At 70.2% G+C, this 26,314-nt stretch carries 25 protein-coding genes; 13 read left to right on the top strand and 12 right to left on the bottom strand.

Annotation, left to right across the window (positions count from 1 at the left end; all coding sequences use genetic code 11):
* Positions 1 to 21 precede the first annotated feature (21 nt).
* The 3 genes from nirB to AC3IFE_RS07270 form a co-directional block, all read right to left on the bottom strand.
* The gene (gene nirB / locus AC3IFE_RS07280) at positions 22 to 2,595 is read right to left on the bottom strand and encodes a nitrite reductase large subunit NirB (RefSeq protein WP_489190050.1); all 2,574 of its coding nucleotides are present in this window, start codon (positions 2,593 to 2,595) and stop codon (positions 22 to 24) included.
* 21 nt (positions 2,596 to 2,616) lie between these two features.
* On the bottom strand, positions 2,617 to 3,942 hold the full coding sequence (locus AC3IFE_RS07275) for an MFS transporter (protein WP_089469926.1): 1,326 nt from the start codon (positions 3,940 to 3,942) through the stop codon (positions 2,617 to 2,619).
* A gap of 146 nt (positions 3,943 to 4,088) precedes the next feature.
* On the bottom strand, positions 4,089 to 4,406 hold the full coding sequence (locus tag AC3IFE_RS07270; protein WP_489190049.1) for a hypothetical protein: 318 nt from the start codon (positions 4,404 to 4,406) through the stop codon (positions 4,089 to 4,091).
* Between the two features lie 195 nt (positions 4,407 to 4,601).
* Here AC3IFE_RS07270 and cobA point away from each other — a divergent pair, with 195 nt between their 5' ends.
* The 8 genes from cobA to AC3IFE_RS07230 all read left to right on the top strand — a co-directional run bounded on the left by cobA (position 4,602) and on the right by AC3IFE_RS07230 (position 10,597).
* Complete coding sequence (cobA, locus tag AC3IFE_RS07265; RefSeq protein ID WP_089470581.1) at positions 4,602 to 5,363, top strand: uroporphyrinogen-III C-methyltransferase; 762 nt, start codon at positions 4,602 to 4,604, stop codon at positions 5,361 to 5,363.
* Between the two features lie 120 nt (positions 5,364 to 5,483).
* Positions 5,484 to 6,077: an ANTAR domain-containing response regulator gene (locus AC3IFE_RS07260; RefSeq protein ID WP_089469928.1), complete on the top strand. Its 594-nt coding sequence runs from the start codon at positions 5,484 to 5,486 to the stop codon at positions 6,075 to 6,077.
* Positions 6,078 to 6,082: 5 nt separating this feature from the next.
* Positions 6,083 to 7,135, top strand: coding sequence for a CmpA/NrtA family ABC transporter substrate-binding protein (locus tag AC3IFE_RS07255; protein ID WP_089469929.1), 1,053 nt, complete (start codon positions 6,083 to 6,085; stop codon positions 7,133 to 7,135).
* Between the two features lie 141 nt (positions 7,136 to 7,276).
* Entirely contained in the window at positions 7,277 to 7,876 is a 600-nt protein-coding gene (locus tag AC3IFE_RS07250) for a uracil-DNA glycosylase family protein (protein WP_089469930.1), read from the top strand.
* A gap of 111 nt (positions 7,877 to 7,987) precedes the next feature.
* Positions 7,988 to 8,209 carry a hypothetical protein gene (locus AC3IFE_RS07245; RefSeq protein ID WP_489190048.1) on the top strand — a complete coding sequence of 74 codons (222 nt, stop codon included), beginning with the start codon at positions 7,988 to 7,990 and terminating at the stop codon, positions 8,207 to 8,209.
* On the top strand, positions 8,124 to 8,675 hold the full coding sequence (locus tag AC3IFE_RS07240) for a YkgJ family cysteine cluster protein (protein WP_489190047.1): 552 nt from the start codon (positions 8,124 to 8,126) through the stop codon (positions 8,673 to 8,675). Before AC3IFE_RS07245 ends, AC3IFE_RS07240 begins: the two co-directional genes overlap by 86 nt.
* Before the next feature lie 165 nt (positions 8,676 to 8,840).
* Positions 8,841 to 9,782, top strand: coding sequence for a helix-turn-helix transcriptional regulator (locus AC3IFE_RS07235; RefSeq protein WP_489190046.1), 942 nt, complete (start codon positions 8,841 to 8,843; stop codon positions 9,780 to 9,782).
* Between the two features lie 116 nt (positions 9,783 to 9,898).
* Positions 9,899 to 10,597 (top strand): fumarylacetoacetate hydrolase family protein, encoded by a 699-nt coding sequence (locus tag AC3IFE_RS07230; protein WP_489190045.1) that lies wholly within the window; start codon positions 9,899 to 9,901, stop codon positions 10,595 to 10,597.
* A 61-nt stretch (positions 10,598 to 10,658) separates the two neighbouring features.
* Here the strand turns inward: AC3IFE_RS07230 and AC3IFE_RS07225 are convergent, their stop codons facing one another.
* From AC3IFE_RS07225 to pdxR, 4 genes are all read right to left on the bottom strand, one after another.
* A complete protein-coding gene (locus tag AC3IFE_RS07225) occupies positions 10,659 to 11,198 on the bottom strand; it encodes a DUF4303 domain-containing protein (protein ID WP_489190044.1) in 540 nt (179 codons plus the stop codon).
* Between the two features lie 126 nt (positions 11,199 to 11,324).
* The gene (locus tag AC3IFE_RS07220; RefSeq protein WP_489190043.1) at positions 11,325 to 12,536 is read right to left on the bottom strand and encodes an MFS transporter; all 1,212 of its coding nucleotides are present in this window, start codon (positions 12,534 to 12,536) and stop codon (positions 11,325 to 11,327) included.
* Positions 12,537 to 12,764: 228 nt separating this feature from the next.
* A complete protein-coding gene (locus AC3IFE_RS07215) occupies positions 12,765 to 14,354 on the bottom strand; it encodes a trypsin-like peptidase domain-containing protein (protein WP_489190041.1) in 1,590 nt (529 codons plus the stop codon).
* A gap of 516 nt (positions 14,355 to 14,870) precedes the next feature.
* Positions 14,871 to 16,349 (bottom strand): MocR-like pyridoxine biosynthesis transcription factor PdxR, encoded by a 1,479-nt coding sequence (gene pdxR, locus AC3IFE_RS07210; protein WP_489190040.1) that lies wholly within the window; start codon positions 16,347 to 16,349, stop codon positions 14,871 to 14,873.
* Positions 16,350 to 16,552: 203 nt separating this feature from the next.
* On the opposite strand from pdxR, the gene AC3IFE_RS07205 reads away from it, so the two are divergent.
* Positions 16,553 to 17,755, top strand: coding sequence for a GNAT family N-acetyltransferase (locus AC3IFE_RS07205; protein WP_089469935.1), 1,203 nt, complete (start codon positions 16,553 to 16,555; stop codon positions 17,753 to 17,755).
* 24 nt (positions 17,756 to 17,779) lie between these two features.
* Here the strand turns inward: AC3IFE_RS07205 and AC3IFE_RS07200 are convergent, their stop codons facing one another.
* The gene (locus AC3IFE_RS07200; RefSeq protein WP_489190039.1) at positions 17,780 to 18,274 is read right to left on the bottom strand and encodes a DUF3331 domain-containing protein; all 495 of its coding nucleotides are present in this window, start codon (positions 18,272 to 18,274) and stop codon (positions 17,780 to 17,782) included.
* Between the two features lie 379 nt (positions 18,275 to 18,653).
* On the opposite strand from AC3IFE_RS07200, the gene AC3IFE_RS07195 reads away from it, so the two are divergent.
* The 4 genes from AC3IFE_RS07195 to AC3IFE_RS07180 all read left to right on the top strand — a co-directional run bounded on the left by AC3IFE_RS07195 (position 18,654) and on the right by AC3IFE_RS07180 (position 22,124).
* Positions 18,654 to 18,788, top strand: coding sequence for a hypothetical protein (locus tag AC3IFE_RS07195; RefSeq protein WP_489190038.1), 135 nt, complete (start codon positions 18,654 to 18,656; stop codon positions 18,786 to 18,788).
* 347 nt (positions 18,789 to 19,135) lie between these two features.
* Positions 19,136 to 20,200 carry a 2,3-butanediol dehydrogenase gene (locus AC3IFE_RS07190; protein WP_089469938.1) on the top strand — a complete coding sequence of 355 codons (1,065 nt, stop codon included), beginning with the start codon at positions 19,136 to 19,138 and terminating at the stop codon, positions 20,198 to 20,200.
* 315 nt (positions 20,201 to 20,515) lie between these two features.
* Positions 20,516 to 21,172 carry a VC0807 family protein gene (locus AC3IFE_RS07185; protein WP_489190037.1) on the top strand — a complete coding sequence of 219 codons (657 nt, stop codon included), beginning with the start codon at positions 20,516 to 20,518 and terminating at the stop codon, positions 21,170 to 21,172.
* A gap of 85 nt (positions 21,173 to 21,257) precedes the next feature.
* Positions 21,258 to 22,124, top strand: coding sequence for a CPBP family intramembrane glutamic endopeptidase (locus AC3IFE_RS07180; protein ID WP_489190036.1), 867 nt, complete (start codon positions 21,258 to 21,260; stop codon positions 22,122 to 22,124).
* Between the two features lie 36 nt (positions 22,125 to 22,160).
* Here the strand turns inward: AC3IFE_RS07180 and AC3IFE_RS07175 are convergent, their stop codons facing one another.
* The 4 genes from AC3IFE_RS07175 to paaK all read right to left on the bottom strand — a co-directional run bounded on the left by AC3IFE_RS07175 (position 22,161) and on the right by paaK (position 26,272).
* Positions 22,161 to 23,141, bottom strand: a complete 981-nt coding sequence (locus AC3IFE_RS07175) for an aldo/keto reductase (RefSeq protein ID WP_489190035.1) — start codon at positions 23,139 to 23,141, stop codon at positions 22,161 to 22,163.
* 160 nt (positions 23,142 to 23,301) lie between these two features.
* The gene (locus tag AC3IFE_RS07170; protein ID WP_209929300.1) at positions 23,302 to 23,973 is read right to left on the bottom strand and encodes a MarC family protein; all 672 of its coding nucleotides are present in this window, start codon (positions 23,971 to 23,973) and stop codon (positions 23,302 to 23,304) included.
* Positions 23,974 to 24,110: 137 nt separating this feature from the next.
* Positions 24,111 to 24,911, bottom strand: coding sequence for an enoyl-CoA hydratase-related protein (locus tag AC3IFE_RS07165; RefSeq protein WP_489190034.1), 801 nt, complete (start codon positions 24,909 to 24,911; stop codon positions 24,111 to 24,113).
* Between the two features lie 38 nt (positions 24,912 to 24,949).
* A complete protein-coding gene (gene paaK, locus AC3IFE_RS07160) occupies positions 24,950 to 26,272 on the bottom strand; it encodes a phenylacetate--CoA ligase PaaK (protein WP_489190033.1) in 1,323 nt (440 codons plus the stop codon).
* Positions 26,273 to 26,314: the final 42 nt, after the last annotated feature.

The raw sequence follows: 26,314 nt of genomic DNA, 5'->3' as shown, positions 1-26,314 counted from the left end.
AGATGCGGGTGTCGGTCGGGGTCAAACGGTCGCGGGTTCGGCGACGACCGGAATCGCCACGGGCTTGCCGGCCGTGCGCTCGCCGGGCGTCGCGGGCCGGATCTGGCCGCGCGTCTCGACGAATTCGATGGTCGTGTCCGGCGCGTCGCTGTTCACGAAGTGGCGGAAGCGCTTGCGCGTGTCGGGATCGGTGACGGCGCGCTTCCATTCGCACTCGTAGGTGTCGACCACGTGCTGCATGTCGGCCTCGAGCTCGGCCGCGATCGCGAGCTTGTCGTGCACGACGACGTCGACCAGGTAGTCGAGGCCGCCTTCGAGGTTGTCGCGCCACACGCTGGTGCGCTGCAGCCGGTCGGCCGTGCGCACGTAGAACATCAGGAAGCGGTCGATATAGCGGATCAGCGTGTCGCGATCGAGATCGGACGCGAGCAGTTCCGCGTGGCGCGGCTTCATCCCGCCGTTGCCGCACACGTACAGGTTCCAGCCCTTCTCGGTCGCGATGATGCCGACGTCCTTGCCCTGCGCTTCCGCGCACTCGCGTGTGCAGCCGGACACGCCGAACTTGATCTTGTGCGGCGCGCGCAGCCCCTTGTAGCGATTCTCCAGGTCGATCGCGAGGCCGACCGAATCGTCGACGCCGTAGCGGCACCACGTCGAGCCGACGCACGACTTCACGGTGCGCAGCGCCTTGCCGTACGCGTGCCCCGATTCGAAGCCGGCGGCGATCAGCTCCTCCCAGATCGACGGCAGCTGCTCGACGCGCGCGCCGAACAGGTCGACACGCTGGCCGCCGGTGATCTTCGTGTACAGGCCGTATTTCTTCGCGACCTGGCCGACCGCGATCAGCCCTTCCGGCGTGACTTCGCCGCCCGGCATGCGCGGCACCACCGAATACGTGCCGTCGCGCTGGATGTTCGCGAGGTAGTAGTCGTTCGAATCCTGCAGGCCCGCGTGCTCCTTCTTCAGCACGAACTCGTTGAAGCACGACGCGAGGATGCCCGCGACGGCCGGCTTGCACACGTCGCAACCGAGCCCGCGGCCGTGCTTGTGCAGCAATGCGTCGAACGTCGTGATGCGCTCGACGCGGATCAGGTGGAACAGCTCCTGGCGCGAATACGGGAAGTGCTCGCACAGATGGTTGTTGACCGCGAGACCCTGCTTCTTCATCTCGGCCTTCATGATCTGCGTGACGAGCGGCACGCAGCCGCCGCACGACGTGCCGGCGCCCGTGCAGGTCTTCAGCGCGCCGAGGCTCGTCGCGCCGTCGGCCACCGCCGCGCAGATCTGCGACTTCGACACGTTGTTGCACGAGCAGATCTGCGCGCCTTCCGGCAGCGCATCGACGCCGATCGCCGGTTTCGCCGCGCCGTCCGACGACGGCAGGATCAGGAATTCCGGCGACTCGGGCAGCTCGATCCGGTTCAGCATCATCTGCAGCAGCGTGCCGTATTCGGCCGCATCGCCGACCATCACCGCGCCGTGCAGGAACTTGCCGCAGTCGGACACCACGAGCTTCTTGTAGACCTGGCGGCGCTCGTCCGCGTACTGGTAGGTGCGGCTGCCGGCCGTCGTGCCGTGCGCGTCGCCGATGCTCGCGACGTCGACGCCCATCAGCTTCAGCTTGGTGCTCATGTCGGCGCCGGCGAACGCGGCGTCCGCCGCTTCGTCGGCGTCGCCCGCGAGTTGTTTCGCGACCACGCGCGCCATGTCGTAGCCGGGCGCGACGAGGCCGTACACCATGCCGTTCCAGGCCGCGCATTCGCCGATCGCGTAGATGTCGGCGTCGCTCGTGCGGCACGCGTCGTCGATCGCGACGCCGCCGCGCGGGCCGATCTCGAGCCCGCACGCGCGGGCCAGTTCGTCCCGCGGCCGGATGCCGGCCGAGAACACGATCATGTCGGTGTCGAGATGCGAGCCGTCGGCGAACGCCATCCGGTGCGCGCCTTCGTCGCCGTCGACGATCTCGAGCGTGTTCTTGCCGGTATGCACGGTCACGCCGAGCGCCTCGATCTTCGCGCGCAGCATCCGGCCGCCGCCGTCGTCGACCTGCACGGCCATCAGGCGCGGCGCGAATTCGACCACGTGCGTGTCGAGCCCCATGTCGCGCAACGCCTTCGCGCATTCGAGGCCGAGCAGCCCGCCGCCGATCACGACGCCGCGCTTCGCGTGCGCGCCGCACGCCTGCATCGCTTCGAGATCCTCGATCGTCCGGTACACGAAGCAGCCCGCGCGATCGCGGCCCGGCACCGGCGGCACGAACGGACGCGAGCCGGTGGCGAGCACCAGCTTGTCGTATGCGAGCGTTTCGCCCGACGCGAGCGTGACCGTGTGCGCGGCGCGGTCGATCGATGCGACCGGCGCGTTCAGCCGCAGGTCGAATTGCGGATGACGCTCGAAGAAGCCGGGTTCGACGAGCGACAGGTCGTCCGCCGACTTGCCCGCGAAAAATTCCGACAGATGCACGCGATCGTAGGCCGGGCGCGGCTCCTCGCCGAGCACCGTGACCTGCGGCGCGCCGGCCGCGCCGGCTTGCGCCGCGACGCATTCGAGAAGCTTGTGGCCGACCATGCCGTGGCCGATGACGATGAATTTCATGGTGACGGTTCCTTCGGTCGATCAGTTCGCGGCGCCGGCGGCGGCCAGTGCGCGATCGCGCAGCTCCGCTTCGCGCGCCTTGTGTTCTTCGCTGAAGCGCACGGCCATCGCGCACAACGCGGTTGCGGTCACGACAAGGCCGAGCAGGCTCAGCGTGTGCTGCACGTCGCCGACACCCTTCAGCAGGAAAGCCGCGGCGACCGCGCCGACGTTGCCGCCCGCGCCGACGATCCCCGCGACGCCGCCGAGCGCCTTGCGGTCGATGAACGGCACGAGCGCATACGTCGCGCCGCACGCCATGTGCGTGAAGAGGCCGAAGGTCAGCATCGCGACGAGCGCGACGCCGATGCCTTGCGCATGCGAGAACCAGATCAGCCCGAGCCCTTCGCCGATGATCAGCGCGCACAGCAGCGCCGCGCGCACGTCGAGGCTGCGCCGCGCGGCGATCTTGTCGGACAGCCAGCCGCCGAGCGCGCGGGCGAACAGCGCGAGCAGCCCGAACATCCCGACCGCGAAGCCGGCGTCCTTCAGCGACAGCTTGAAGTGATCGACGTAGTACAGCGCGGCGATGTTGTGGATGAACACCTCGACGCCGAAGCATGCGCCGTACGTGACGAACAGCATCCACACGCGGTAGTTGCCGCAGGCCGCGAAGAAGCTCGCCCAGCCGCCCTTCTTGCCGCTGTCGACCGTCACGCCCTGCTGGCGCAGCGCGACGAAATCGCCTTGCGGGCAGTCCTGCGTGAAGCGCCAGTACGCCCACGCCATCACGAGCATCGCCACGCCCGGCACGACCAGCGCGATGCGCCAGGAGGAATCCTCGCCGAAGCCGAGCATCAGGCCGGCGGCGACGAGCAGCGGCATCAGCGCCTGCGTCGCGCCCGCGCCGGCATTGCCCCAGCCGGCCGTCGTCGCATTCGCGGTGCCGACCACGTTCGGCGCGAACATCACCGACGTGTGGTACTGCGTGATCACGAAGCCCGCGCCGATCGCGCCGATGCCGAGCCGGCAGATCAGGAACCACAGGTAGTCGTGCGTAAACGACACGGCGAACACGGGGATCGCGCCGAGCAGCAGCAGCCCGGCATACACGCGGCGCGGGCCGAAGCGGTCGCACAGCGGACCGACCAGCAGCCGCACGGCGATCGTCGCGGCCACCGCGGCGATGTTGATGTTCGCGACTTGCGCCGCCGTCAGATGGAATTCGCGCGCGATCAGCGGCATCAGCGGCGCGCACGCGAACCACGCGAAGAAGCATACGAAGAACGCCATCCACGTCAGATGGAACGCGCGCATCGGCGCGGTGCGGAGGCTGAAGAGATCGATACGGGTAGCTTTGTCGGTCATGTCGTCCGCCCAAACGAAAAACGGCGTCCTGCGCACCCGGTCTCGTCGAGACCCGATGCGTAGGACGCCGTTGCCCATGAAGCCCGTTGCCGGGCACTTCGGTATTCGGTACTGCGGACGGATCGCCATTGATCCGCCCGAACGAGCTAATGCAAGCGACGTGCCATGTGGGCGTCAATCGCGCCGCGAGCCCCACCGTACAAGGCGCGCCGGGCATCGGGCACGTCGCCGCGGTGCGCTGCGCGCTCTCCGTCGCGATGCACCGAGGCACAGATGTGGTGCGCTGCAGCACTGTCGCCGTGCGACATCGCGGTGCGCGCGGGCGGCGCACGATGCACGCCGATGCGGCATGGCGACTGCTCGCGCATGGCGAGCACAGGCACGCTCGCGGCCATCGCGCGGTGCGTCGCGGCACACGACGGCCGCGCGTCGCGCCGGTTGGCCCGGATATTGCTGAACACCATGCATCACCGGCAACGGCGCCGGTGGGCAGTCCCCGCAAAACCCTGCCCGCCCTTCAAGGCGGGCCCGACAGGACAACGGCGTCCCCCCGTGCACGGCACGGCCGGATGCCGGTGCGTTTCGACCGCCCGCCGCCGCCGAGCAACAACGCGACATCAGACCGCCGCAGCGATGCGATGCGGCACAGGATTACGACAATGACCACAGGCAAAGTCACGCTGCTGGGCGCCGGCCCCGGCGACCCCGATCTCCTCACGCTGAAGGCGGTGAAGGCGCTGGCCGCCGCCGACGTGCTGCTGCTCGACGATCTCGTCGCGCCCGGCATCGTCGAACTCGCGCCGCAGGCGCGCGTGATCCGCGTCGGCAAGCGCGGCGGCTGCCGCTCCACGCCGCAGGCGTTCATCGAGAAGCTGATGCGCCGCTACGCGCTACGCGGCGCACACGTGGTGCGCGTGAAAGGCGGCGACGCGCTGCTGTTCGGGCGCGCCGGCGAAGAACTCGCGACGCTGCGCGCGGCCGCGATTCCGGTCGAGATCGTCAACGGCATCTCGTCGGGATTCGCCGCCGCCGCGAGCCTCGGCATCTCGCTCACGCACCGCGAGCACTGCCAGGGCGTCACGTTCGTCACCGCGCACCGCCAGGACCATGGCGAACCCGACTGGGCACGGCTCGCGGCGACCGGCACCACGCTCGCGATCTACATGGGGATGAGCCGCGTCGACCGCATCGCCGCGGGCCTGCTCGCCGCGCTTCCCGCTTCGACGCCGGCAGCAGCCGTGCAATGGGCCGGCACGCCCGACGAGCGCCGCTGGACCGGCACGCTCGGCACGCTCGCGCGCGGCATCGACGCCGCGCGGCTCGGCAGCCCGGCCGTGATCCTCGTCGGCGGCGCGATCGGCGAAGCGGCCGCGCAGGACGCGGACGCGGCAACCGACGCGACGCTCGCGCGGGCCGCCTGACATGCGCTGCATCGTGCGGCGCCAGCCGCTCCCCGTTTCCTTCCGCCCCGGCCGTGCGTGCGGCCCGCATGCATCGTTCGCCGGTTGTACCGACGCGTCACCGCCCCTGTTGCCCGCCTCATGAGTGCGTCCGCCCCCACCCGCCTGCGCGTGCTGCTCGTCACCGATACCGACAAGCCGATCGGCGAGCTCGGCGACGCGCTCGCGCGCCTCGGCTACGAGATGCTGAACGACGTCGCGACGCCCGCGCGCCTGCCGGCGGCCGTCGAGGAGCAACGCCCGGACGTCGTGATCATCGACACCGATTCGCCGTCGCGCGACACGCTCGAGCAGCTCGCGGTCATGCATGCGACCGCGCCGCGCCCCGTGCTGATGTTCAGCCACGACGCCGATCAGGAACTGATCCGTGCGGCGGTCGGCGCGGGCGTCAGTGCGTATCTCGTCGAAGGGTTGTCGGCCGAGCGCCTCGCGCCGATTCTCGAAGTCGCGCTCGCGCGCTTCTCGCACGACGATGCGCTGCGCCGCCGGCTGGCCGACGTCGAGCGCGAACTCGAGGAACGCAAGCTGATCGACCGCGCGAAACGCGTGCTGATGGACCAGCGCAAGCTGTCCGAACACGACGCCTATGCGGCGCTGCGCAAGCGTGCGATGGATCACGGCCTGCGCATCGTCGACGTCGCGCGACAATTGCTCGACGCGCCACCCCAGTCATGAGTGCCATGCATACCTCTCTCCCCGCCGCGCCGGAACGCGCGCATCTTCGCCTCGGGTTCGTCGCGCTCAGCGACGCGGCCCCGCTGATCGTCGCGCAGCGCCTGAACCTCGGCGCGCGTCATGGCCTCACGCTCGAATTGAGCCGCCAGCCGTCGTGGGCGGCCGTGCGCGACAAGCTGCTGACCGGCGAACTCGACGCCGCGCATGCGCTGTACGGGCTCGTCTGCGGGCTGCAGCTCGGCATCGGCGGCCCGCAGGCCGACATGGCCGCGCTGATGGTGCTGAACCGCAACGGCCAGGCGATCACGTTGTCGCGCGGCCTCGCCGACGCTTACCGCGAAACCGGCAGCGTGCGCACCGCGTTCGCGACGCTCGGCCGCAAGCCGCTGCTCGCGCAGACCTTTCCGACCGGCACGCATGCGATGTGGCTGAACGCGTGGCTCGCGTCGCACGGCGTCGATCCGCTGCGCGACGTGCGCAGCGTCGTGATTCCGCCGCCCGAGATGGTCGCGGCGCTCGCGGGCGGCGAGCTCGACGGCTTCTGCGCGGGCGAGCCGTGGCACGCGGTGGCCGAAGCGTGCGGCGCGGGCCGCACCGTGGCGGTCACGAGCGAGGTCTGGCCCGATCATCCGGAGAAGGTGCTCGCGACCCGGCGCGATTTCGTCGCGCTGTATCCGGCCACCGCACGTGCGCTGATCCGCACGCTCGTCGACGCATGCGCGTGGCTCGACAGCGCCGCGCACCGCCGCGAGGCGGCCGACTGGCTCGCGTCGCCCGACGCGCTCGGCGTGCCGGCCCGGCTGATCGCACCGCGCCTGCTCGGCGACTACGGCGCGGGTCCGTTCGCGACGCCGCCGCTGCCGATCCGCTTTCACGACGGCGGCGCGGTGAACCGGCCCGACCCGCGCGAGGGCCAGTGGTTCCTGTCGCAATACCGGCGCTGGGGCATGCTCGGCGGCTCGCACGACGACGCGGGCATCGCCGCGGCGATCGCGCAGACCGCGTTGTATGATGCTGCGGTCGCCGAAGGCGGCGCGGCGGGTCTGTCGCTGGCGTAGCGCGCAGGCGTAGGGCGCGCCGCGCAGTGCAGCCGGTGCGCGCCGGCGCCACGCCGAGCCGGCGGCCCTTCCGCTGCCCGCGCTTGCCGCTCGTGCCGCTCGTGCGACAGCACCTTGCCACTCCATCCCCGCTCCGAATCGATGCCGAAACGAACGCGCGCGCCGCTCGACGTGCTGCTCACCGAAATCCGCGCGTGCCGCGCTTGCGAAGCCGACCTGCCGCTCGGCCCGCGCCCGGTCGTGCGTGCGCATCGCGCCGCACGCATCCTGATCGTCGGCCAGGCGCCGGGCGCGCGCGTCCACGCGAGCGGCATCCCGTGGGACGACGCGAGCGGCAAGCGGCTGCGCGACTGGCTCGGCGTCGACGCCGAAAGCTTCTACGACGAGACGCGCTTCGCGATCGTGCCGATGGGCTTCTGCTACCCGGGCCGCGGCGCGAGCGGCGACAACCCGCCGCGCCCCGAATGCGCGCCGCTGTGGCTCGACCGGCTGCTGGCCGAACTGCCGTCGATCCGGCTCACGCTGCTGATCGGCCAGTACGCGCAGCGGCATTTCCTGCGCGACACGCGCAAGGCGACGCTGACCGACACCGTGCAGGCCTGGCGCGACTACGGCCCGGCGATCCTGCCGCTGCCGCATCCGTCGCCGCGCAACCAGGCATGGTTCAAGCACCATCCGTGGTTCGACGCCGACGTCGTGCCCGAGCTGCGGCGCCGGATCGCGCCGCTGGTCGCCCGGTAAACGCCACCACGGCCATGCCGCGACGCTTCGCAACATCCCTGTTATCGGTATCGAATCGAGCATGAACGACACCCCAACCGATATCGACTTTGCCTGCAACGGCTGCGGCGGATGCTGCCGCGACTGCGCATTCCGCTGACGATCGACGAAGCCATTGCGTGGCTGCAGCGCGGCGGCCACGTGGAGCTGCTGTGCGACGCGATGCCGTGGCTCGTCGAGCCCGAACCCGACAACGCGTTCGCCGCGCGTGCGCTCGACCGCCGCGGCGAGCGGCTCGCTGCCCGTCCGCATCACGATCATGCTCACCGCGACCCATGCTGGACCGTGCCCTAACCTGCTCGACGACCTGCGTTGCGTGATCTACGACGAGCGCCCGCTCGTGTGCCGGATCTATCCGGCCGAAGTCAATCCGTTCGTGCCGCTGGTGCCGGGCGGCAAGCAATGCACGCCCGACGCGTGGCAGCAGACACCGTTCGTCCGCGGCGACACGATCGTCGACGCGAATACCCGCGAGAACATCGCGCGTTCGCGTGCAGCGAGCGAAGCCGAGACGCCGCTGCGGGCACGGCTTTGCGCGGCCTTGGGGATCGATACGGCGGCAGTTGCCAACGAAGGGTTCGCGATCCATGCGCCGCCGGCCGCCACGCTGCTCGCTGCTCGCGGCGCTGACGGCGCTGCGCGCGGCGGAGCCGGCACCGTCCGGCGCCGACGACGCCATCGCGTGGACGCTGGTGTCGAACCGTACGTCGACGGTGGATGCGCTCGTGTCGGTCGGCGCGACCAGTCAGCGTGCAGGTAGCCGCAGCCCGCACGCCCGTTATCTCGGCTTCCACCCGGACGAATGATCGCCGCGCGCCGCGCCGCGGGCGGCAGCGGGCGAAGCCGTGCGGCCGCACGGATCGCCGTCGCGCCCGGTTCGCTGTACCATCGCGGCTCAACCGCGTCACGAACAGCACAATCCTTCATGCCCTCCACCGCCCCGCCGCGCCTGTACGGGATGCCCGAACGCAGCGACCGGCTCGATTTCTACATCCGCGACCAGGCGTCGCGCCAGGCGATCACCGAGCCGCACCGGCACGCGTATTTCCAGATCCAGTTCAACCTCGGCGGCGACACCGAGCAGCGCATCGGCGGCGTCACGCGGCCGTTTCCGCGCGGCGCGCTCGCGTTCGTGCTGCCGCACCGCGAGCACCTGATTCCACACCCGGAAGGCGCGCATTTCATCGTGATCAACTTCAGCCAGGCGTTCCTGCGCGCCGATCTCGACGTCGATCCGCTCGATCTCGAGGACGTGCCCGCGCACCGCTTCCCCGAGCTGACGCCGTTCCGCTTCCAGGAGCATCTCGATTTCATCCTGACCGGCGATACGTACGACGAAGCGCGCCGCCTCGCGCTGTGCATGATCGACGCCGATCGCGTGCGCACGTTCGGCTCGACCACGCTGCTGCGCGGCTACCTGCTGCAACTGATCGGGCTCGTCTGCACGCAGTACGCGGGCGCGCTCGACAAGCTCGCGCAGCGCGGCGCCCAGCGCGCCGGCCGGCGCGACGCGCTGGCCCGCGTGCTGCGCCACGTGCGCGCGAACCTGACCCGCGAGGACCTGACGCTCGCCGCCACCGCCGAAGCCGCGTTTCTGTCGCCGAACTACCTCGCGCACCTGGTGCGCAAGGAAACCGGCAGCACCTTCACCGATCTCGTGACCGAGCGCCGGATCGCGCTCGCGCAGTCGCTGCTGGCCCATACCAGCCGGCGCATCGCGGACATCGCCCGCTCGGTCGGCTTCCGCGACGAAGGCTATTTCGCACGGCGCTTCCGTGCGCGGGTCGGCGTGTCGCCGAAGGCGTACCGCGACGCGAACGCCGCGCTGCCCGCCGCCGACGACGCGCAGCCGGCCGCCGACGCGTAGTTTTGTCCCGGTAAAACGCAATTGCGTCGCATCCGCGCGCACGCGCGTCGGGTATCGTTGCACGCATGCCGGCCGCCGCGCCGGCCATCCGTCTTCCTACCGAACGAGGCCCTCCGATGTCCGCCTATGTCATCGACGCCGCCGAGCGTCCCTCCGTCGAAGTCGAACAGTCGTCCGCGCGCTTTCCGGTGCGCCGCGTCTTCTGCGTCGGCCGCAACTACGCCGACCATGCCCGCGAAATGGGCGCCGACCCCGACCGCGAACCGCCGTTCTTCTTCGCGAAGCCGGCCGACGCGATCGTTCCGGCCAGCGGCACGGTCGCCTATCCGCCGCTGACGAACGATCTCCATCATGAAATCGAGCTGGTCGTCGCGATCGGCAAGGACGGCCGGTCGATCGACCCGGCCGACGCGCTGTCGCACGTGTGGGGCTACGGCGTCGGCGTCGACCTCACGCGCCGCGACCTGCAGGCCGAAGCGAAGAAGCTGAGCCGGCCGTGGGACTGGGCGAAGGGCTTCGACGCGTCGGGCCCCGTGACCGCGCTGCGTCCCGTGACGGCCACCGGCCACCCGACGACCGGCCGCATCTGGCTCGCGGTCAACGGCGACACGCGCCAGCAAGGCGACCTCGCCGACATGATCTGGCCCGTGCCCGACGTCATCGCGTACGTGTCGCGGTCGGTCGAGCTGAAGGCCGGCGACCTGATCTTCACCGGCACGCCGGCCGGCGTCGGCGCGCTGCAGCCGGGCGATCGCGTGACGGGTGGCGTCGACGGCGTCGCGACGTTCGAATTCGTGGTCGGCGCGAAGCCGTAACGCGGCATGTGGGGCGGCCGCCTGCCAGGGGCCGCCGCGCGGGATGGGATCCCGATGACGGTCAGTCGTAGCGGCGCAGGAACGCGTCGGCGACGGCCGGCGGATTCAGCGCTTTCGCCGACGCGTTTTCCAGCGCCTCGGCCGAATCGTCGTCGCTGATCGACACGAACAGCGTGATGGCCGCCCGGTCGTCGCCCGTACCGAACACGCCGTCGCGATCGAGCAGCCGCAATGCCTCGATCATGTCGGTGTGCAGTTGCCGGGAAAATTCCGCGAATCGCGACCGGACGAACTGCGGGCTCAGCACTTCGTCGGCGAGCCTGCCGCAGATCGCGTTGAACGGGGACGCCTCGGCCGCCTCGTAGGCCCATTCGGACACGCCCCACACGAACCACGGATCGTCGTCCGCAACCGCCTGTTGCGCGCGGATCCGGCCCAGCCCTTCGACCGAATTGGCGGCCGGCACCACCGTCATCGCGCCGCTGTCGGTGTACAACGCAAACGCGTAGAAATGCTCGTCCGGGTGCAACGCCCGCAACGCCCTGAAGGTCGCCTTCGCGGCATCGGCAATGTCCCGCTGGAAATCAGAAAAGTCGCTCATCGCATCCTCGTCCAGTCGCCCTTCGCGCTCGTCGGGACGCGCGGCGCGCGGATCGTGCGTCGTCTCCCGGCATGCGGCGGATTGTCCGTCATTCGGCCGCGCGCCGGTACCGGGGCGCACCCGCGCTCACCGCCCGGCGTCCTGCCCGTCGAACGCCCGCACGCACACGGCGGCCGCCAGCGCGATCGCCGCCGACAGCAGCATCATCGCGAGCGGCAGGCAGCCGGCGTTGCGCGGGGTCAGCAGCGCGCCCGTCAACGACGACAGCGCGGCGCCGCCGCCGATCGTCATCGCGCCGGCCAGCCCCGACGCGCTGCCCGCCAGCTCCGGGCGCACCGACACCGCGCCCGCATGGGCGCCGGGATTGCTCAGTCCGTTGCCGATGCCGACCAGCACGCACGGCCCGAACCACGCAAGCGCGTGCGTCGCGCCGCCGAACATCAGCGCAAGCCCAATCAGCGGGCCCGCACACGCCACGACTCGCCCGCCCAGGATCGTCGTGGCCGGCGCATGGCGGCGTGCGACCCGCGCGGCCAGAAAGCTGCCGCCCACGAAACCGGCCGTGATCGTCCCCATATAGAAGCCGATCTCGGCCGGCGCGATGCCGAACCGCGTTTTCGCGGCGAGCGGTGCGCCGGCCAGGAACGCATAGAACGCGCCCGTCGAAAACGCCATGCACAGCGCATAGGCCCAGAAACGGCGCGCACGCAGCAACGCCGGATACGCACGAAGCTGCTGCGCGAAGCTCGACGGCCGGCGCGTATGGGTTTCGACGAGATCGAGCGCGCACCACGCGAACAGCGCGATGCCGAACGCGCCCAGCAACCAGAAGTTCGCGCGCCAGCCGGCCGTCTGGTCGAGCACGCCGCCGAGCGTTGGGCCGAGCATCGGCGCGAACGCGGCGGCCATCGCCGCATAGCCGATCCGGCTCGCCGCACGCGCGCCGCCGCCGGTGTCGCGGATCGCCGCCATCGACACCGGATACACCGACGTGATCGCCGCCTGCATCAGCCGGCAGCCGAGAAACACGCGGATATCGGTCGCCATCGCGCAACCCAGCGAACCGAGCGCGAATATCGCGACGCTCGTCAGCACGATAGGCCGCCGCCCAAAGCGGTCGGACAGCGGCCCCGTCACGCATTCGAGCGACGCGGCCACCGCCGCATATCCGCCGAGCGACAGCGCGACGAGCGCATAGTCGGTGTGCAGGTCGTGCACGATCGACGGCAGCGACGGCAGGAACAGGCTCAGCGGCAGTACCGACAACGCGCACAGCAGGATCAACGTGGCGTGTCGCGGCGACGCCGGGTCGGAAGCGGTCGACAGATTCGATGTCAAGCGGATGCCCTCCCGCGCACGGGCCGCACGGCCGTGCGCAACACAAAAAAAAGCCCCCGAACGAGTCGGGGGCGCATGGGTGCCGGCGCGATCCTGCTACCGGACCCTGCGCCTGTGGGCTACTACGATGAAGCAAGCCGTTTTCATGCCGAATGGCTCCTGAATGGGTGGCGAACCGTCAGCGATAGCGGACGATGTTAGGCGGACGACGCCAGCCGCGTCAACGCCCTAACGCACGCGCACCGAGACGAACTTCCGCGCGTTGTTGCGCTGGATCAGCACGGCGATCACGCTGCCGCCGTTCGCTTCGAGCGACGGCACGTCGTCCGGCGTCTCGAGCAGCGTGTCGTTGAGCGACAGCACGACGTCGCCCGGCTGGATGCCCGCGCGCGCGGCCGGGCCGTGCACCGCGTCCACCATCATTCCGACCGCGAGCCCCGTCGAACGACGCTCGTCGTCGCTCAGCGCGTGCATCGTCAGCCCGAGGCGATCGCCGCGGTCACCGCCGCCACCTGCGTTGCCGGCGGACGGGCCCGACCCAGGCCGTCCAGCGGCCTTCGGCGCGGCCATGCCGACCGTGGCGGCCGCGCTCCCACCCGCGTCGTCGGCGCCGACGATCGTCAGCTTCACCGGCGCACGGTTGCGGATCACGCGCAGCGGCGCCTTCGCGCCGGGCGGCAGCGCGGCGGCCAGGTCGTCCAGTTCGGCCGAGCGACCAATGGCCTTGTCGCCCATCTTCACGATCACGTCGCCCGGCTTCAGGCCGGCCGCGGCGGCCGGCGAGCCGGGCGCGACGCCGTTGACGAGCGCGCCTGCCGGACGCGGCAGCCCGAACGCCGCGGCCAGACCGACGCCGACGTCCTGCACGTCCGCGCCGAACGCATTGCCCGACGGCGCACCCGGCGCGGGCGCCTGAGCCTGCTGTTGCGTCTGCATCTGCGCCTGCTGTTGCGCGCGCAACTGGGCGCGCATCCTTGACGCGAACGCGATCGGGATGGCGAACGTCGTGCTGGCGTAGCGATCCGTGCCCGTATAGACCTGCACCGCGATGCCGACCACGTCACCCGCGCGATTGAACACGGGGCCGCCCGAGTTGTCCGGGTTCGGCGCGATGTCGGTCTCGAAGAACGGAAATGCGCTGCCGTCCGGCAAGCGGCGCGACGTCGCGCTGACGATGCCGGCCGTGACCGTGTTGCCCGACCCGTCCGGCGCGCCGATCGTCATCACCGGTTCGCCCGCGCGAACCTTCGACGAATCGCCGACGCGCACGAACGGCAGCTTCGTCGCGTCGACGCGCAGCACGGCAACGTCGCTTTGCGGATCGACGGCCAGCACCGTCCCCTTGAATTCGCGGCGGTCGATGAGCCGCACGGTCACGTCGGTCGCCTCGTCGACCACATGGGCGGACGTGACGATCAGGCCGTCGGCGCTGACGATGAAGCCCGAGCCGCTGCCGGACACCGCACGCGGCGGCGTATCGGGCGCCTGCGCCCCCTGCGCGGGCGGCGCCGCGCCGTGCCGGAAGAACGCGGCGAGCGGATCGTCGGGATCGAGGGCTGCAAAGGCCGGCCCGCCGGTTTGCGGATCGGGTGTGGCGGCCAGGATGGTCACGACCGCCGGGCCGTAGCGCTCGACGATCGCGGGGAAGTCGACCGGCATCGCGTAAGACGCGGCGGGAAGCCGCGCCTTCATCGCCGGCGATGCGGCGTGCGGCGCGAGGGTGCCGGCGACGGCGGCGGGCGGCGGCAAACATCCGGCAAACACGCCCCCGATCAACGCGGTGCGAAGCACGGCGCGAGCAAGCGTCTGGCAAACCACGGTGCCACCTCCCCCGGCAGCCGCGACGCCACCCTGCGCGAGACGCGCAGGCGCCCGACAAGCACCGGTACACCCAACCATTTATAGCTCACGCGCCGGTTGGAACACACGAATCGAAACCCGTATGCCGGGAGACGCCGTGGCGGTGAAGCCGCGACGGCATTCGTTTCGAACAAAGCGCGCGGTTCGTCAATCCGAATATCCACCACGCATCGGTGCGCGTGCCGGCGTCATCGTGGCGGTCCGCGGTCGATCGTCAGGCTGTCGCACGTCACCGACAGACGGCGCGCGAACCGCGGATGGTCCGTCATCGGCCTGCATCCGCCGACGAGCCGGCACCCGCTCCGTTCAGTGGCACGACAACACCGCGCCCCCGCCCACTCCTTGGGTATTCGGCAACGCAGTCGTGTAACCGACGGCCACCCGCGACATGCATGCAACGACAACGAACCGGAACGACGGGCGCAGCATCATCACGATCGGGCAGAGGGACGTTGAAATCGCGACACCCCACCATCACGCGCCACCCGCGCCGACCCGCTCCGCGAGCGTCGACACCATCCGCAACATCGGCTCGAACGCGTCGGCCGACGTATTGCCGAAACCGAGCACGAGCCCGTTGCCGGCCCGCGCCGCATCGATCGCGAAACCCGACAGCGGAAACGGCCCGATGCCATGCGCGCGCGCCGCATCGACGATCGCGCGATCGCGATAACGCGCCGGCAGCCGTAGCGCGAGATGCAGCCCGCACGGGCCACCCTCGACCTGGTGCGGCACGCTCAGGCTGCTATCGAGCGCGGCGAGCAGCAAACGCCGCCGGTCGCGATACAGCCGGCGCATCCGTCCGAGATGCCGGCCGTACTCGCCCGTCTCGATGAAATCGGCCAGCGCGAGCTGCACGTGGCGCGTCCCGCCGCGCAGCATCTCCGGCAGCGCCGGCCGCACGGCGGCCAGCAACGCGTCGGGCAGCACGAGAAAGCCGATGCGCAGCGCCGGAAACATCGTCTTGCTGAACGAGCCGAGATAGACGACCGGCGAATCGGGCGCGAGCCCCTGCATCGCGCCGATCGGCTCGCCGGTGTGACGGAATTCGCTGTCGTAGTCGTCCTCGATGATCCACGCGCGATGGCGGCGCGCCGCATCGATCAGCGCGAGCCGGCGCGAGATCGACAGCACGGCGCCGGTCGGGAACTGGTTCGACGGCGTCGTGTAGACGAGGCGCGGCGGTCGCTCGCGCCAGTCGTCCGGTTCCGCGCGCAGCCCTTCCGCGTCGACCGGCATCGGCACGACGTCGAGGTCGGCCGCCTGCATCGCGGTGCGCGCGCCGCGATAGCCGGGCTCCTCGACCCACACCGTATCGCCCGGATTCGTCAGCAACTGCGCGCACAGCGCGATCGCACCCTGTGCGCCTTCGGTGATCACGATCTGCTCCGGGTCGCAGCGCACGGCGCGCGAGACGGCCAGATGGCGCGCGATCGATTCGCGCAACGCGGGTTCGCCGAGCGGATCGCCGTACGCCAGCAGGTCGCGGCCCGCGCGGCGCAACGCGCGGTCGATCGCATGCCGCCACGCATCCACCGGGAAATGCGACAGCGCCGGCACGCCCGGCCGGAAGCCCTCCGATTCGCCGGTGCCGACGAGGCTCGGGCGAATCCGCTCGAGCCGCTGCGCGACGGCCGGCGGCGCGGCACGCCGGCGGGGCGGCGCCGGCCGCGACAGCCCGACGACCCGCGTGCCGCGACGATCCGACTGCAGGAAGCCTTCGGCGACGAGCTGCTCGTACACGGCGGCCGTCGTATTGCGCGACACGCCGAGCGTTTCGGCCAGCGCGCGCGTGCCGGGCAGCCGCGTGCCGGCCGGCATCGCGCCGCCGAGAATCGCGTCGCGCACGCGGCGCAGCAACTGGCGCTGCAGCGAAGGCGCGCCGGGCGTGCGCGCCAGCGGTGCATCGAGCGGCAACGACGGCGCGTCGCCGGAAGGAAAGGCAATCGTCATCGGAACATCGCAGCGTGAAAGACGGGAACGGGACGTACGGCCAGCGGCGCACGGTAAGCGCGGCAAGCGTGCACACGGCTGACGGCCACCGCCCGTGGCACCATAAATTTGCCGTTCTCTGGCGCTTCTCATGGTACCTCGCCGCGACTACGATCGTCTGCATGCCGGCATGTCGCCGGCCGCCAACCGAAGCGAGATCGACCTTGCCCACGCTCACCAACGCTTTCCAGCAGCCCATCGGCCACCCCGTTCCCGACTGGTCCGCGCGTCCGCGCCCGGAGCGCATCGCGCTCGAAGGCCGTTACTGCAGGCTCGAACCGCTCGACGCCGAGCGCCACGCGGCCGATCTGTACGCCGCCTACGCGCAAGCGCCCGACGGCAGCGACTGGACCTATCTCGCGCACGGCCCGTACACCGACGCGTCCAGCTACCGCGACTACGCGCGCGGCGCACAGGCGAGCACCGATCCGCTCCACTACACGGTGATCGACCGGGCCACCGGCCGCGCGGTCGGCACGCTCGCGCTGATGCGCATCGATCCGGCCAATGGCGTGATCGAGGTCGGCTCCGTCACGTTCTCGCCGCTGCTCAAACGCACGCCGGTGTCGACGGAAGCGCAGTTCCTGCTGATGAAGTATGCGTTCGACACGCTCGGCTACCGGCGCTACGAATGGAAGTGCGACGACCTGAACGCGCCGTCGCGCAAGGCGGCGGCGCGCCTCGGCTTCCGCTACGAAGGCACGTTCCGGCAGGCAATCGTCTACCGCGCCCGCAATCGCGACACCGCGTGGTTCTCGATCATCGACGGCGAATGGCCGGACGTCCGCGCCGCGTTCGACGCGTGGCTCGCACCGGAGAACTTCGACGCCGAAGGCAACCAGCGCCAGTCGCTCACCGCGATCCGCCACGCGCAGGCCGCCGCGCGCGACGCCGCCAGCCGCGCGAACGACGCGACGCGCGTGACGGTGCGCCCGCTCGTCGCCGCCGACGAAGCCGCGTGGCGCCCGCTGTGGCAGGGTTACCAGACGTTCTACGACACCGCGCTGAGCGACGCGGTGTTCGCGACGACCTGGGCGCGCCTGATGGACCCGGCCGAGCCGATGTTCGTGCTTGGCGCGTTCGACGCGTCGGGTGCGATGGTCGGGATCGTGCATGCGATCTACCATCGCTCGTGCTGGACCGAAGGGCCGTACTGCTACCTGCAGGACCTGTACACGGCGCCCGACGCGCGCGGGCAAGGCGCGGGCGGCGCGCTGATCGAGGCCGTGTACGAACGGGCCCGCGAAGCCGGCGCGAGCCGTGTGTACTGGCTCACGCACGAGACCAACACGACCGCACGCGCGCTGTACGACAAGCTCGCGAACAACGCCGGGTTCATCCAGTACCGGCACGACCTGAAGAAATAACGTCGTCCTCCGGACGGCCGAGGTTCAGTCGTGAACATCGGCCGGATGGCGTGCGTCGCCGTCCTCCGGCGTCGCGTCGCAGGCCGCACCGTCCCTACCCGGCACCGATGCCGGGTGGATCATCTCGTCGCCATTGGCCGGCACGGGCCGCCGCACCGGCCGGAACACCGGCTCGCCCGGCTCGATCGTCTGCCCCGAGAGCGCGCAGCGACCGGGCTGCAGCGCGACGCGCAGGCGCCAGCGTTGCTCGCCGTAATGACAGCGGCCGCTCTCGACCCATCGCACCAGCAGTGCGTCGTCGCCAGCCTCCAGCACCGTGACGAACAGTTGCGGGCGCAACGGCGACACCGCGGCCGTCGCGTGCGCCGGAACCGGCGCACGGCCGATCGGCGCGAGCGGATGCGCGACCACGCCGTCGCGCGACGGCAGCGCACCGTCTTCGTCGAGCGCGGACGGGGTCGCGGACACGTCGCACGACCGGTCTTCTTCGCAGATCAGGCTTTCCATGGTGTCGAGCATGCTTGACGGATTTCCGTGCAGGTTGACCGACGCAGGCACTCCACTCGGCGCCGGCCCATCGGTTCGCGCGGCAAGAACCGACCGATCGCCGCGCTAGCGACGGCGCACCGGTGGCCACGCGACGGCAGCATGGCGGCAGCGGCCGCGACAGGCGCTTCGGTCGTCTTCACCGCCATCGAAGCGGCAGCGTGCAACGGGATGTCGCACGCGAGCGCAATCGGATTGGCGCACATGATACAAATTGAAGTTAACTTCAAGTAAAGGGGCAGCGTGCGCAACGGTCCGTTTCGGCGATGACGGCAATGGCCGGCGCGACGCGCGACGGAGGCGTCCTGGTCTAAGCCGTTGGCTTCGCTCCGACAACGCTGAACATCTACGCATGCCGACCGCCTCCCTCGCACCGGCCACGCTGTTCCCGCTCGACGAGGCCGGGTCCGAAGCCGGCCAGCCGCTGTACCGTGTCGGGGGATTCACGCCGCTCGCTACGGCTGCCGTGGACGAAGTGCTCGCCTGAACGCGGGTCGAACCGCGTTTCCCGTCACCGTTCGTCTCGCGATTCGTCTCATTGCGCTGAGACGAACGTCCCGACGTCTCATTCGACTCACCGTTTCGCTATCGCAGCAAATCCGACACGCCATTTCTTCCGAGCCTTTACCGGACGGCGCAACCGGCCATGATGCAGCGCGCTCGCGCCCCCCTTCCGACCGCCACGCACCGCCCCGATTCGCGCTGGCCCCGTTCCTGCATACCGGTCGATCGCGCAATCGCGCGACGGGCGCACCGGCGGCATCGCCGCACGCCCGACGACAACCTGATGGAGACAGCAACGTGAGCACACCGGCATCGATCGCCCCGCCCAGCATGAAAGCCGCCGTCTGGCATGGCCGCCACGACATCCGCGTCGAACAGGTTCCCGTTCCGGAGCGCCCGCCCGCCGGGTGGGTCACGATCCGCGTGCACTGGTGCGGCATCTGCGGCTCCGACCTGCACGAATACGTCGCCGGGCCGGTGTTCATCCCGGTCGACGCACCGCATCCGCTCACCGGCCTGAAAGGCCAGTGCATCCTCGGCCACGAGTTCAGCGGCGAGATCGCCGAACTCGGCGCGGGCGTGTCGGGCTTCGCGGTCGGCGACCGCGTGACGGCCGACGCGTGCCAGCATTGCGGCACCTGCTGGTACTGCCGGCACGGGCTGTACAACATCTGCGAGAACCTCGCGTTCACCGGGCTGATGAACAACGGTGCGTTCGCCGAATACGTGAACGTGCCGGCCGAACTGCTGTACAAGCTGCCCGACGATTTCCCGACCGAGGCCGGCGCGTTGATCGAACCGCTCGCGGTCGGGCTGCATGCGGTGAAAAAGGCCGGCAACATCGTCGGGCAGACCGTCGTCGTGGTCGGCGCGGGCACCATCGGCCTGTGCACGATCATGTGCGCGAAGGCCGCGGGCGCCGGACGCGTGATCGCGCTGGAGATGTCGGCCGCGCGCAAGCAGAAGGCGCTGGAGGTCGGCGCGAGCGTCGTGATCGATCCGAAGGCCTCTGATGCGATCGCGGAAGTCAAGGCACTGACGGGCGGCTACGGCGCCGACGTGTCGTTCGAGTGCATCGGCCACACGGCTACCGCGAAGCTCGCGATCGACGTGATCCGCAAGGCCGGCAAGTCGGTGATGGTCGGCATCTTCGAGGAGCCGACGCCGTTCAACTTCTTCGACATCGTGTCGACCGAGAAGGAAGTGATCGGTTCGCTCGCGTACAACGGCGAATTCGCGGACGTGATCCGCTTCATCGCGGATGGCCGCATCGACGTGCAGCCGCTCATCACCGGGCGCATCGCGCTCGGCGACATCGTCGCGCACGGCTTCGAGGAACTGGTCAATCACAAGGACCGCAACGTGAAGATCATCGTCCAGCCGGCCCTCGCCTGACCGCCCGCGCGCGGCCGCGGCATCGATTCATGCCGCGCCGCGCCGGCTCGCGCACGGCCAACGCGTCCCGATCGACGACGGGCCGCGACACGACGCCACGCGACGGCGCGATCGTGCAGGACGTCCCCGCCCCGCCGCCGCGTGCGCCGATCGATCCGGCGGCCGCTGCACGCCGGTCCAGTGGCTCGCCGTCCCGGCAAGCGACACCGCAACCCCGCCCGATTCTTCGATATACTGGACCGAACCCTTTTCGGGGCAACCGGGGGCAACCACGCCTTTCGCGCGTCCGCCCCAACCTGCGTGGAATGGCGCACCGTGAAACCGCGAGCCGGACTGATTCTCGAACTCTTCGTCAACCTCGTGCTGCCCTGGGTGGCCTATCGGGTCGCGCATCCGCATTTCGGCGAAACCGGCGCGCTGTACGCATCGGCGGTTCCGCCGATCGTCTGGTCGATCGTCGAATTCATCCGCTCGCGCCGCATCGACGCGGTGGCGGCCGTCGTGCTGCTCGGCATCACGCTGTCGATCGTCGGGATGGCGTTCGGCGGCAGCCCGCGCACGCTGCTGATGCGCGAATCGATCGGGTCGGGCACGATCGGCATCGTGTTCCTGCTGTCGCTGTTCCGCGAACGCCCGCTGATCTACTATCTGGCCCGCGCCACCGTGGCCCGCGAGATGGACGGCGGCGCCGCGCACTTCGAAGCCGTCTGGGACGCGCAGCCGGGCCTGCGGCAGATGCTGCGGCTGATGACGTTCGTGTGGGGCGCCATCATGACAATCGAAATGCTGCTGCGCTGGTGGATGGTCGCCAACTGGCCGGTCGAGCGCGTGCTGGTCGTGTCGCCGGTCATGGGCTATACGGTGTTTGCGTGCCTGCTGCTGTGGACGTTCTGGTATCGGCGGCGGATGCGCGCGCGCAACAGCGTCGACATCCCGGGCCGCAGCGGCGTGACCGAGACCGCCGGCCGCTGACGCGCGGCTGGCCCGCTGCCCGGCGGCGTGTCACGGCGCCTGCTGTATGATGCGCGGCGTCTCGTCCGCCGATCCGTTTCCCGTCATGTCCCTTACGCTCCTTCCGTGCGCCACGATCTGGGTCGCCCTGTTCGCGGCCGCCGCATTCGCGTGGCATCGCCCGCTGCACGGCCTGAGCATCGGCCTCGCCGCGCTCGGCTATGCGGGCGCGCTGGCGTTCGGCCAGCTTGCGCCGATCGCGCTCGCGCCGATCGCGCTGCTGATCGCGGCCGGCTGGGGCGTGCTGCCCGCGCGCCCGCTCGCGGTACGCATCGCCGCGCACCTCGTCTTTGCCGCACTCGCGATCGCGCTGAGCCTGCACCTGATTCCCGGCTTCCACAATCCGCGCGTGATCGGGCCGATCCGCTTCACGCCGGACGCCGTGCCGTTCACGATGTACCTGAATTTCGACAAGCCGCTCGTCGGCCTGTGGCTGCTGTGGGTGCTGCCGTGGGTCGCGCCGGACGTCGCGCTGTCGCGCGCGCTGCGCACCGGCGTGGTGGCGGCCGTCGCGACGGCGGCCGCGTGCCTGGCCGGCGCGCTCGCGTTCGGGATGGTCGGCTGGGCGCCCAAATGGCCGCCGTCCGGCTGGCTGTGGCTCGTGAATAACGTGTTGCTGGTGACGCTCGCCGAGGAAGCGCTGTTCCGCGGCTACGTGCAAGGCGGGCTGGCCCGTGTGCTCCGCGCGTGGTCATGCGGCCAGTGGGTCGCGCTCGCGGCCGGCGCGGTGCTGTTCGGCGCCGCGCACGCGGCCGGCGGCTGGCCGTGGATCGTGCTCGGCACGGTGGCCGGCATCGGCTACGGGCTCGCGTGGCGACGCGGCGGCCTGCTCGCCGCCGCGCTCGCGCATGCGGGGCTGAACGTCGTCCACTTCGGCCTGTTCACTTACCCGATGCTCGCCACCGCGCGCTGATCGCGACGCCGGCACCGGCGCCGCCCGCGCTGCCGCTCAGTTGAACCCGGCCACCGCGTGCGGCACGTACGGGCGTTCGAGCGTGGCGATCTCGTCGTCGGTCAGCTTCAGCGCGAGCGCGCCGAGCGCATCGTCCAGTTGCCGCGGCTTCGAAATGCCGACGATCGGCGCGGTCACGCCGCGCTTTTGCGCGACCCACGCCAGCGCGACCTGCGCCCGCGGCACGTTGCGCGCGGCGGCGATCGCCGCGACGGCGTCGACGACCGCCTTGTCGGCGTCGGCCGTCGCGTCGTACAGCCGCTGGCCGACGTCGTCCTTCTGCTGCCGTTCCGACGATTCGTCCCAGTTGCGCGTCAGGCGCCCGCGTGCGAGCGGGCTCCACGGGATCACCGCGATGCGTTCGTCCTCGCACAGCGGCAGCATCTCGCGCTCCTCTTCGCGATACAGCAGGTTCAGGTGGTTCTGCATGCTGACGAAGCGGGTCCAGCCGTTCTGCTTCGACGTGTGCAGCGCCTTCGCGAACTGCCACGCGAACATCGACGACGCGCCGATATAGCGCGCCTTGCCGGCCTTGACGACGTCGTGCAGCGCCTCGAGGGTCTCCTCGATCGGCGTGCCGTAATCCCAGCGGTGAATCTGGTAGAGATCGACGTAATCGGTGCCGAGCCGCTTCAGGCTCTGGTCGATGTCGGTCATGATCGCCTTGCGCGACAGGCCGGCACCGTTCGGCCCCGGCCGCATCCGGTAGAACACCTTCGTCGCGATCACGACGTCGTCGCGCTTCGCGAAATCGCGCAGCGCGCGGCCGACGATCTCCTCCGACGTGCCGTCCGAATACATGTTCGCGGTGTCGAAGAAGTTGATGCCGGCCTCGACCGCCCGCTGGATGATCGGGCGGCTTTCCGCTTCCGGCAGCGTCCACGGGTGCGTGCCGCGCGACGGCTCGCCGAACGTCATGCAGCCCAACACCAGCTTCGACACGTCCAGCCCGGTCGATCCGAATTTCACGTATTCCATTGCGCGCCTCGCCACTCAAGTTGGGGATTGCGGCCGGATGCGCGCCGCGCATCCGCCAGACGTCACATGGTATCCCGCATGCCGCGAACGCGTATGACCGCGCCCCGTGTGCAGGCTGCGTGAAAGGTTGAACCTCACAGGGCGAACCGGAACGCTCCGGTTACTTGGCCTGGTCGGCGATCGGCTGCAGGAACGCGGAGAAGCCGGTCAGCATGATCTGCACGCCGATGCACAGTAGCAGGAACGCCGACACGCGCTTCGCGACCTTGGTCCCCTCGCTGCCGAGGTAGCGCGCGAGCAGCGCGGAGCGGCTGTAGACCTGCCAGATCACGAGCGCGACGAGCACGGACACGGCGATCGACACGATGCTCGACAGCATGAATTCCGACAGCTTGTGCGTGCGGTTCGCGTTCAGCGCGATCGCGGTCGCGATCGAGCCGGGGCCGACCGTCAGCGGCACCGTCAACGGGAAGAACGCGCGCGTCATGATCGCGTTCGCGTCGATCGGCTTGACGGGCGTGTCGCCGCCGCCCGGCCCGTCCGGTTCGTTCAGCATCTGCCAGCCGGCCACGGCAACCGCGAAGCCGCCGCCGATCCGCAGCGCTTCCATCGAGATCCCGAAGAAATGCAGCACCGGCGTGCCGGCGAAGAACGCGACCATCAGCACGACGAACGCATTGAACGCGACCTTCCGCGCGAGCAGATCCCGTTCGTGTACGGTGAGCGCCTCGGTTCGTTCGAGAAACAGGAACGCGATACCGATCGGATTGATGATGCCGATCAGGCCGGTAAAGCCGAACAGGATCTCGGAGACAAGGCGATTGACGATCATCGTGCGAAGCATCGGTCGGGACGGGGCCGGCAGCGCGCCGGAGGTCACGCATTGTAGTGCAAGCGCCCCGGCCCGAGACGCAAAATGCGGCGGGCCCGGTTGCGCCGCCGATCGTCGCGGACGCTCGTCGCGCGGCCTTATTCGGCGCCCGTCTCCCACGCCGGCGGCCGCTTCGCGAAGAAGGCCGCGAAGCCTTCCTTCGCTTCCGGCGTCGCCCGCACGCGGGAGATCGTCTGCGCGGTGAACGCCGCGCGTTCGTCCGACGGCGGGTACTCGCCGATCGCATCGAAGAAGCGCTTGATCTCCATCAGCGCATGCGGGCCGTTGCGGCCCAGTTCGGCGAGCGTCCGCTCGAGCGCGTCGTCGAGCGCATCGAGCGGCACGGCCTGATGGATCAGGCCGATCGCGACGGCCTCGGCGGCCGCGAGCTGCGTCGCGGTCAGCGCGAGCCGGCGCGCCTGACGCTGGCCGACCGCCTCGACCAGATACGGGCCGATCACGGCCGGCAGGATCCCGAAGCGCGCCTCGCTCACCGAGAAGCGCGCGTGGTCGCTCGCAATCACGATGTCGCACGCGGCGCACAGGCCCACGCCGCCGCCGAACGCGTGGCCCTGCACGCGTGCGACCGTCGGTTTCGGGCATTGCCGGATCGCGCGCATCATCGCGGCGAACCGCTCGGCGTCACGCAGGTTCGCGCCCGCGTCGTTCGCGCTCGCGCGCTGCATCCACTGCAGGTCGGCGCCCGCGCAGAACGCGCGGCCGTCCGAGCGCAGCACGATCGCGCGCACGTCGTCGCGCCGGCCGAGCGTGGTGAATGCGTCGGTCAATTCCGCGATCATCGTCTCGTCGAACGCGTTCAGCACGTCGCCGCGCTGCAGCGCGACGGTCGCGATGCCGCGCGCATCGACCGTGACGGCCAGGGTCTTCAATTCATCCATCGAACAGGTTTCCTCGGGTAGAACGGCACACATCGACATCACGCGGCCTGGCGGCGATCGATCACGCGGCGCGCCTTGCCGGTCGCGGTCGCGGGGATACCGCCGGCCGCCAGCACCGTCACGCCGGACGACACGCCGACCATCGTCTTGATCCGGTGCTGCAGCTCGCGCGCGAGTGCCGCGCGATCGCCGTCGGTGACCGACGACGCCGCCTCGGAGCGCAACTCGACCGCGAGGTCGAGCCGGTCCATGTGACCGTCGCGCGACAGCGTGATCTGGAACTGGCCCGACAACTGCGGCAGCGCGACGACGATTTCCTCGATCTGGCTCGGGAACACGTTCACGCCGCGCACGATCAGCATGTCGTCGGAGCGGCCCGTGATCTTCGCGAGCCGGCGCATCGCGCGCGCGGTCGGCGGCAGCAGCGCGGTGAGATCGCGCGTGCGGTAGCGGATCACCGGCATCGCCTCCTTCGTCAGCGACGTGAACACGAGCTCGCCCTGGCTGCCGTCGGGCAGCACTTCGCCGGTGACGGGATCGATGATCTCCGGGTAGAAATGGTCTTCCCAGATCACCGGGCCGTCCTTCGTCTCGACGCATTCGCACGCGACGCCCGGGCCCATCACTTCCGACAGCCCGTAGATATCGAGCGCGTCGATACCCACGCGCGTCTCCACTTCATTGCGCAGCGCCTGCGTCCATGGCTCCGCGCCGAAGATGCCGATCTTCAGCGACGATTCGGCCGGGTCCATCCCCTGCCGCACCATCTCGTCGATCAGGTTCAGCATGTACGACGGCGTGACGAGAATGATCTTCGGCTCGAAATCGCGAATCAGCTGCACCTGCTTCTCGGTCTGGCCGCCCGACATCGGCACGACCATGCAGCCGAGCCGCTCCGCACCGTAGTGAATTCCGAGGCCGCCGGTGAAGAGGCCGTAGCCGAACGCGTTGTGCAGCGTGTCGCCCGGGCGGCCGCCGGCCGCACGGATCGAGCGCGCGGTCACGTTCGCCCACGTGTCGATGTCGCGCGCCGTGTAGCCGACCACGGTCGGCTTGCCGGTCGTGCCGCTCGATGCGTGCACACGCACGACCTGCTCGCGCGGCACCGCGAAGAGGCCGAACGGATAGTTGTCGCGCAGGTCGCTCTTGGTCGAGAACGGGAATTTCGCGAGATCGGCGAGCGACTTCAGGTCGTCCGGATGCACGCCCGCCGCATCGAACGTGCGCCGATAGTGCGGGACGTTGTCGTACGCGTGGCGCAGCGACCACTTGAGGCGGTCGAGCTGCAGCGCCTGCAGTTCGTCGCGGCTGGCGGTCTCGATCGGCTCGAGGTCGGCGGCGGGATGCGTCGGGTGAGTCATCGGGGTGCTCCTCCAATGGAGTGATGTCGTTGTCGTGTTCGA

Source organism: Burkholderia sp. APQ4-4ca (assembly GCF_057837105.1).
This window is presented reverse-complemented; position numbering and strand designations above follow the sequence as displayed.

Excerpts from the sequence above, each read along its gene's own strand:
- nirB (WP_489190050.1), bottom strand. The coding sequence starts at position 2,595 with ATGAAATTCATCGTCATCGGCCACGGCATGGTCGGCCACAAGCTTCTC.
- AC3IFE_RS07275 (WP_089469926.1), bottom strand. The coding sequence starts at position 3,942 with ATGACCGACAAAGCTACCCGTATCGATCTCTTCAGCCTCCGCACCGCG.
- AC3IFE_RS07270 (WP_489190049.1), bottom strand. The coding sequence starts at position 4,406 with ATGGTGTTCAGCAATATCCGGGCCAACCGGCGCGACGCGCGGCCGTCG.
- cobA (WP_089470581.1), top strand. The coding sequence starts at position 4,602 with ATGACCACAGGCAAAGTCACGCTGCTGGGCGCCGGCCCCGGCGACCCC.
- AC3IFE_RS07260 (WP_089469928.1), top strand. The coding sequence starts at position 5,484 with ATGAGTGCGTCCGCCCCCACCCGCCTGCGCGTGCTGCTCGTCACCGAT.
- AC3IFE_RS07255 (WP_089469929.1), top strand. The coding sequence starts at position 6,083 with ATGCATACCTCTCTCCCCGCCGCGCCGGAACGCGCGCATCTTCGCCTC.
- AC3IFE_RS07250 (WP_089469930.1), top strand. The coding sequence starts at position 7,277 with ATGCCGAAACGAACGCGCGCGCCGCTCGACGTGCTGCTCACCGAAATC.
- AC3IFE_RS07245 (WP_489190048.1), top strand. The coding sequence starts at position 7,988 with ATGCTGCCGCGACTGCGCATTCCGCTGACGATCGACGAAGCCATTGCG.
- AC3IFE_RS07235 (WP_489190046.1), top strand. The coding sequence starts at position 8,841 with ATGCCCTCCACCGCCCCGCCGCGCCTGTACGGGATGCCCGAACGCAGC.
- AC3IFE_RS07230 (WP_489190045.1), top strand. The coding sequence starts at position 9,899 with ATGTCCGCCTATGTCATCGACGCCGCCGAGCGTCCCTCCGTCGAAGTC.
- AC3IFE_RS07225 (WP_489190044.1), bottom strand. The coding sequence starts at position 11,198 with ATGAGCGACTTTTCTGATTTCCAGCGGGACATTGCCGATGCCGCGAAG.
- pdxR (WP_489190040.1), bottom strand. The coding sequence starts at position 16,349 with ATGACGATTGCCTTTCCTTCCGGCGACGCGCCGTCGTTGCCGCTCGAT.
- AC3IFE_RS07200 (WP_489190039.1), bottom strand. The coding sequence starts at position 18,274 with ATGCTCGACACCATGGAAAGCCTGATCTGCGAAGAAGACCGGTCGTGC.
- AC3IFE_RS07195 (WP_489190038.1), top strand. The coding sequence starts at position 18,654 with ATGCCGACCGCCTCCCTCGCACCGGCCACGCTGTTCCCGCTCGACGAG.
- AC3IFE_RS07190 (WP_089469938.1), top strand. The coding sequence starts at position 19,136 with ATGAAAGCCGCCGTCTGGCATGGCCGCCACGACATCCGCGTCGAACAG.
- AC3IFE_RS07180 (WP_489190036.1), top strand. The coding sequence starts at position 21,258 with ATGTCCCTTACGCTCCTTCCGTGCGCCACGATCTGGGTCGCCCTGTTC.
- AC3IFE_RS07175 (WP_489190035.1), bottom strand. The coding sequence starts at position 23,141 with ATGGAATACGTGAAATTCGGATCGACCGGGCTGGACGTGTCGAAGCTG.
- AC3IFE_RS07170 (WP_209929300.1), bottom strand. The coding sequence starts at position 23,973 with ATGATCGTCAATCGCCTTGTCTCCGAGATCCTGTTCGGCTTTACCGGC.
- AC3IFE_RS07165 (WP_489190034.1), bottom strand. The coding sequence starts at position 24,911 with ATGGATGAATTGAAGACCCTGGCCGTCACGGTCGATGCGCGCGGCATC.
- paaK (WP_489190033.1), bottom strand. The coding sequence starts at position 26,272 with ATGACTCACCCGACGCATCCCGCCGCCGACCTCGAGCCGATCGAGACC.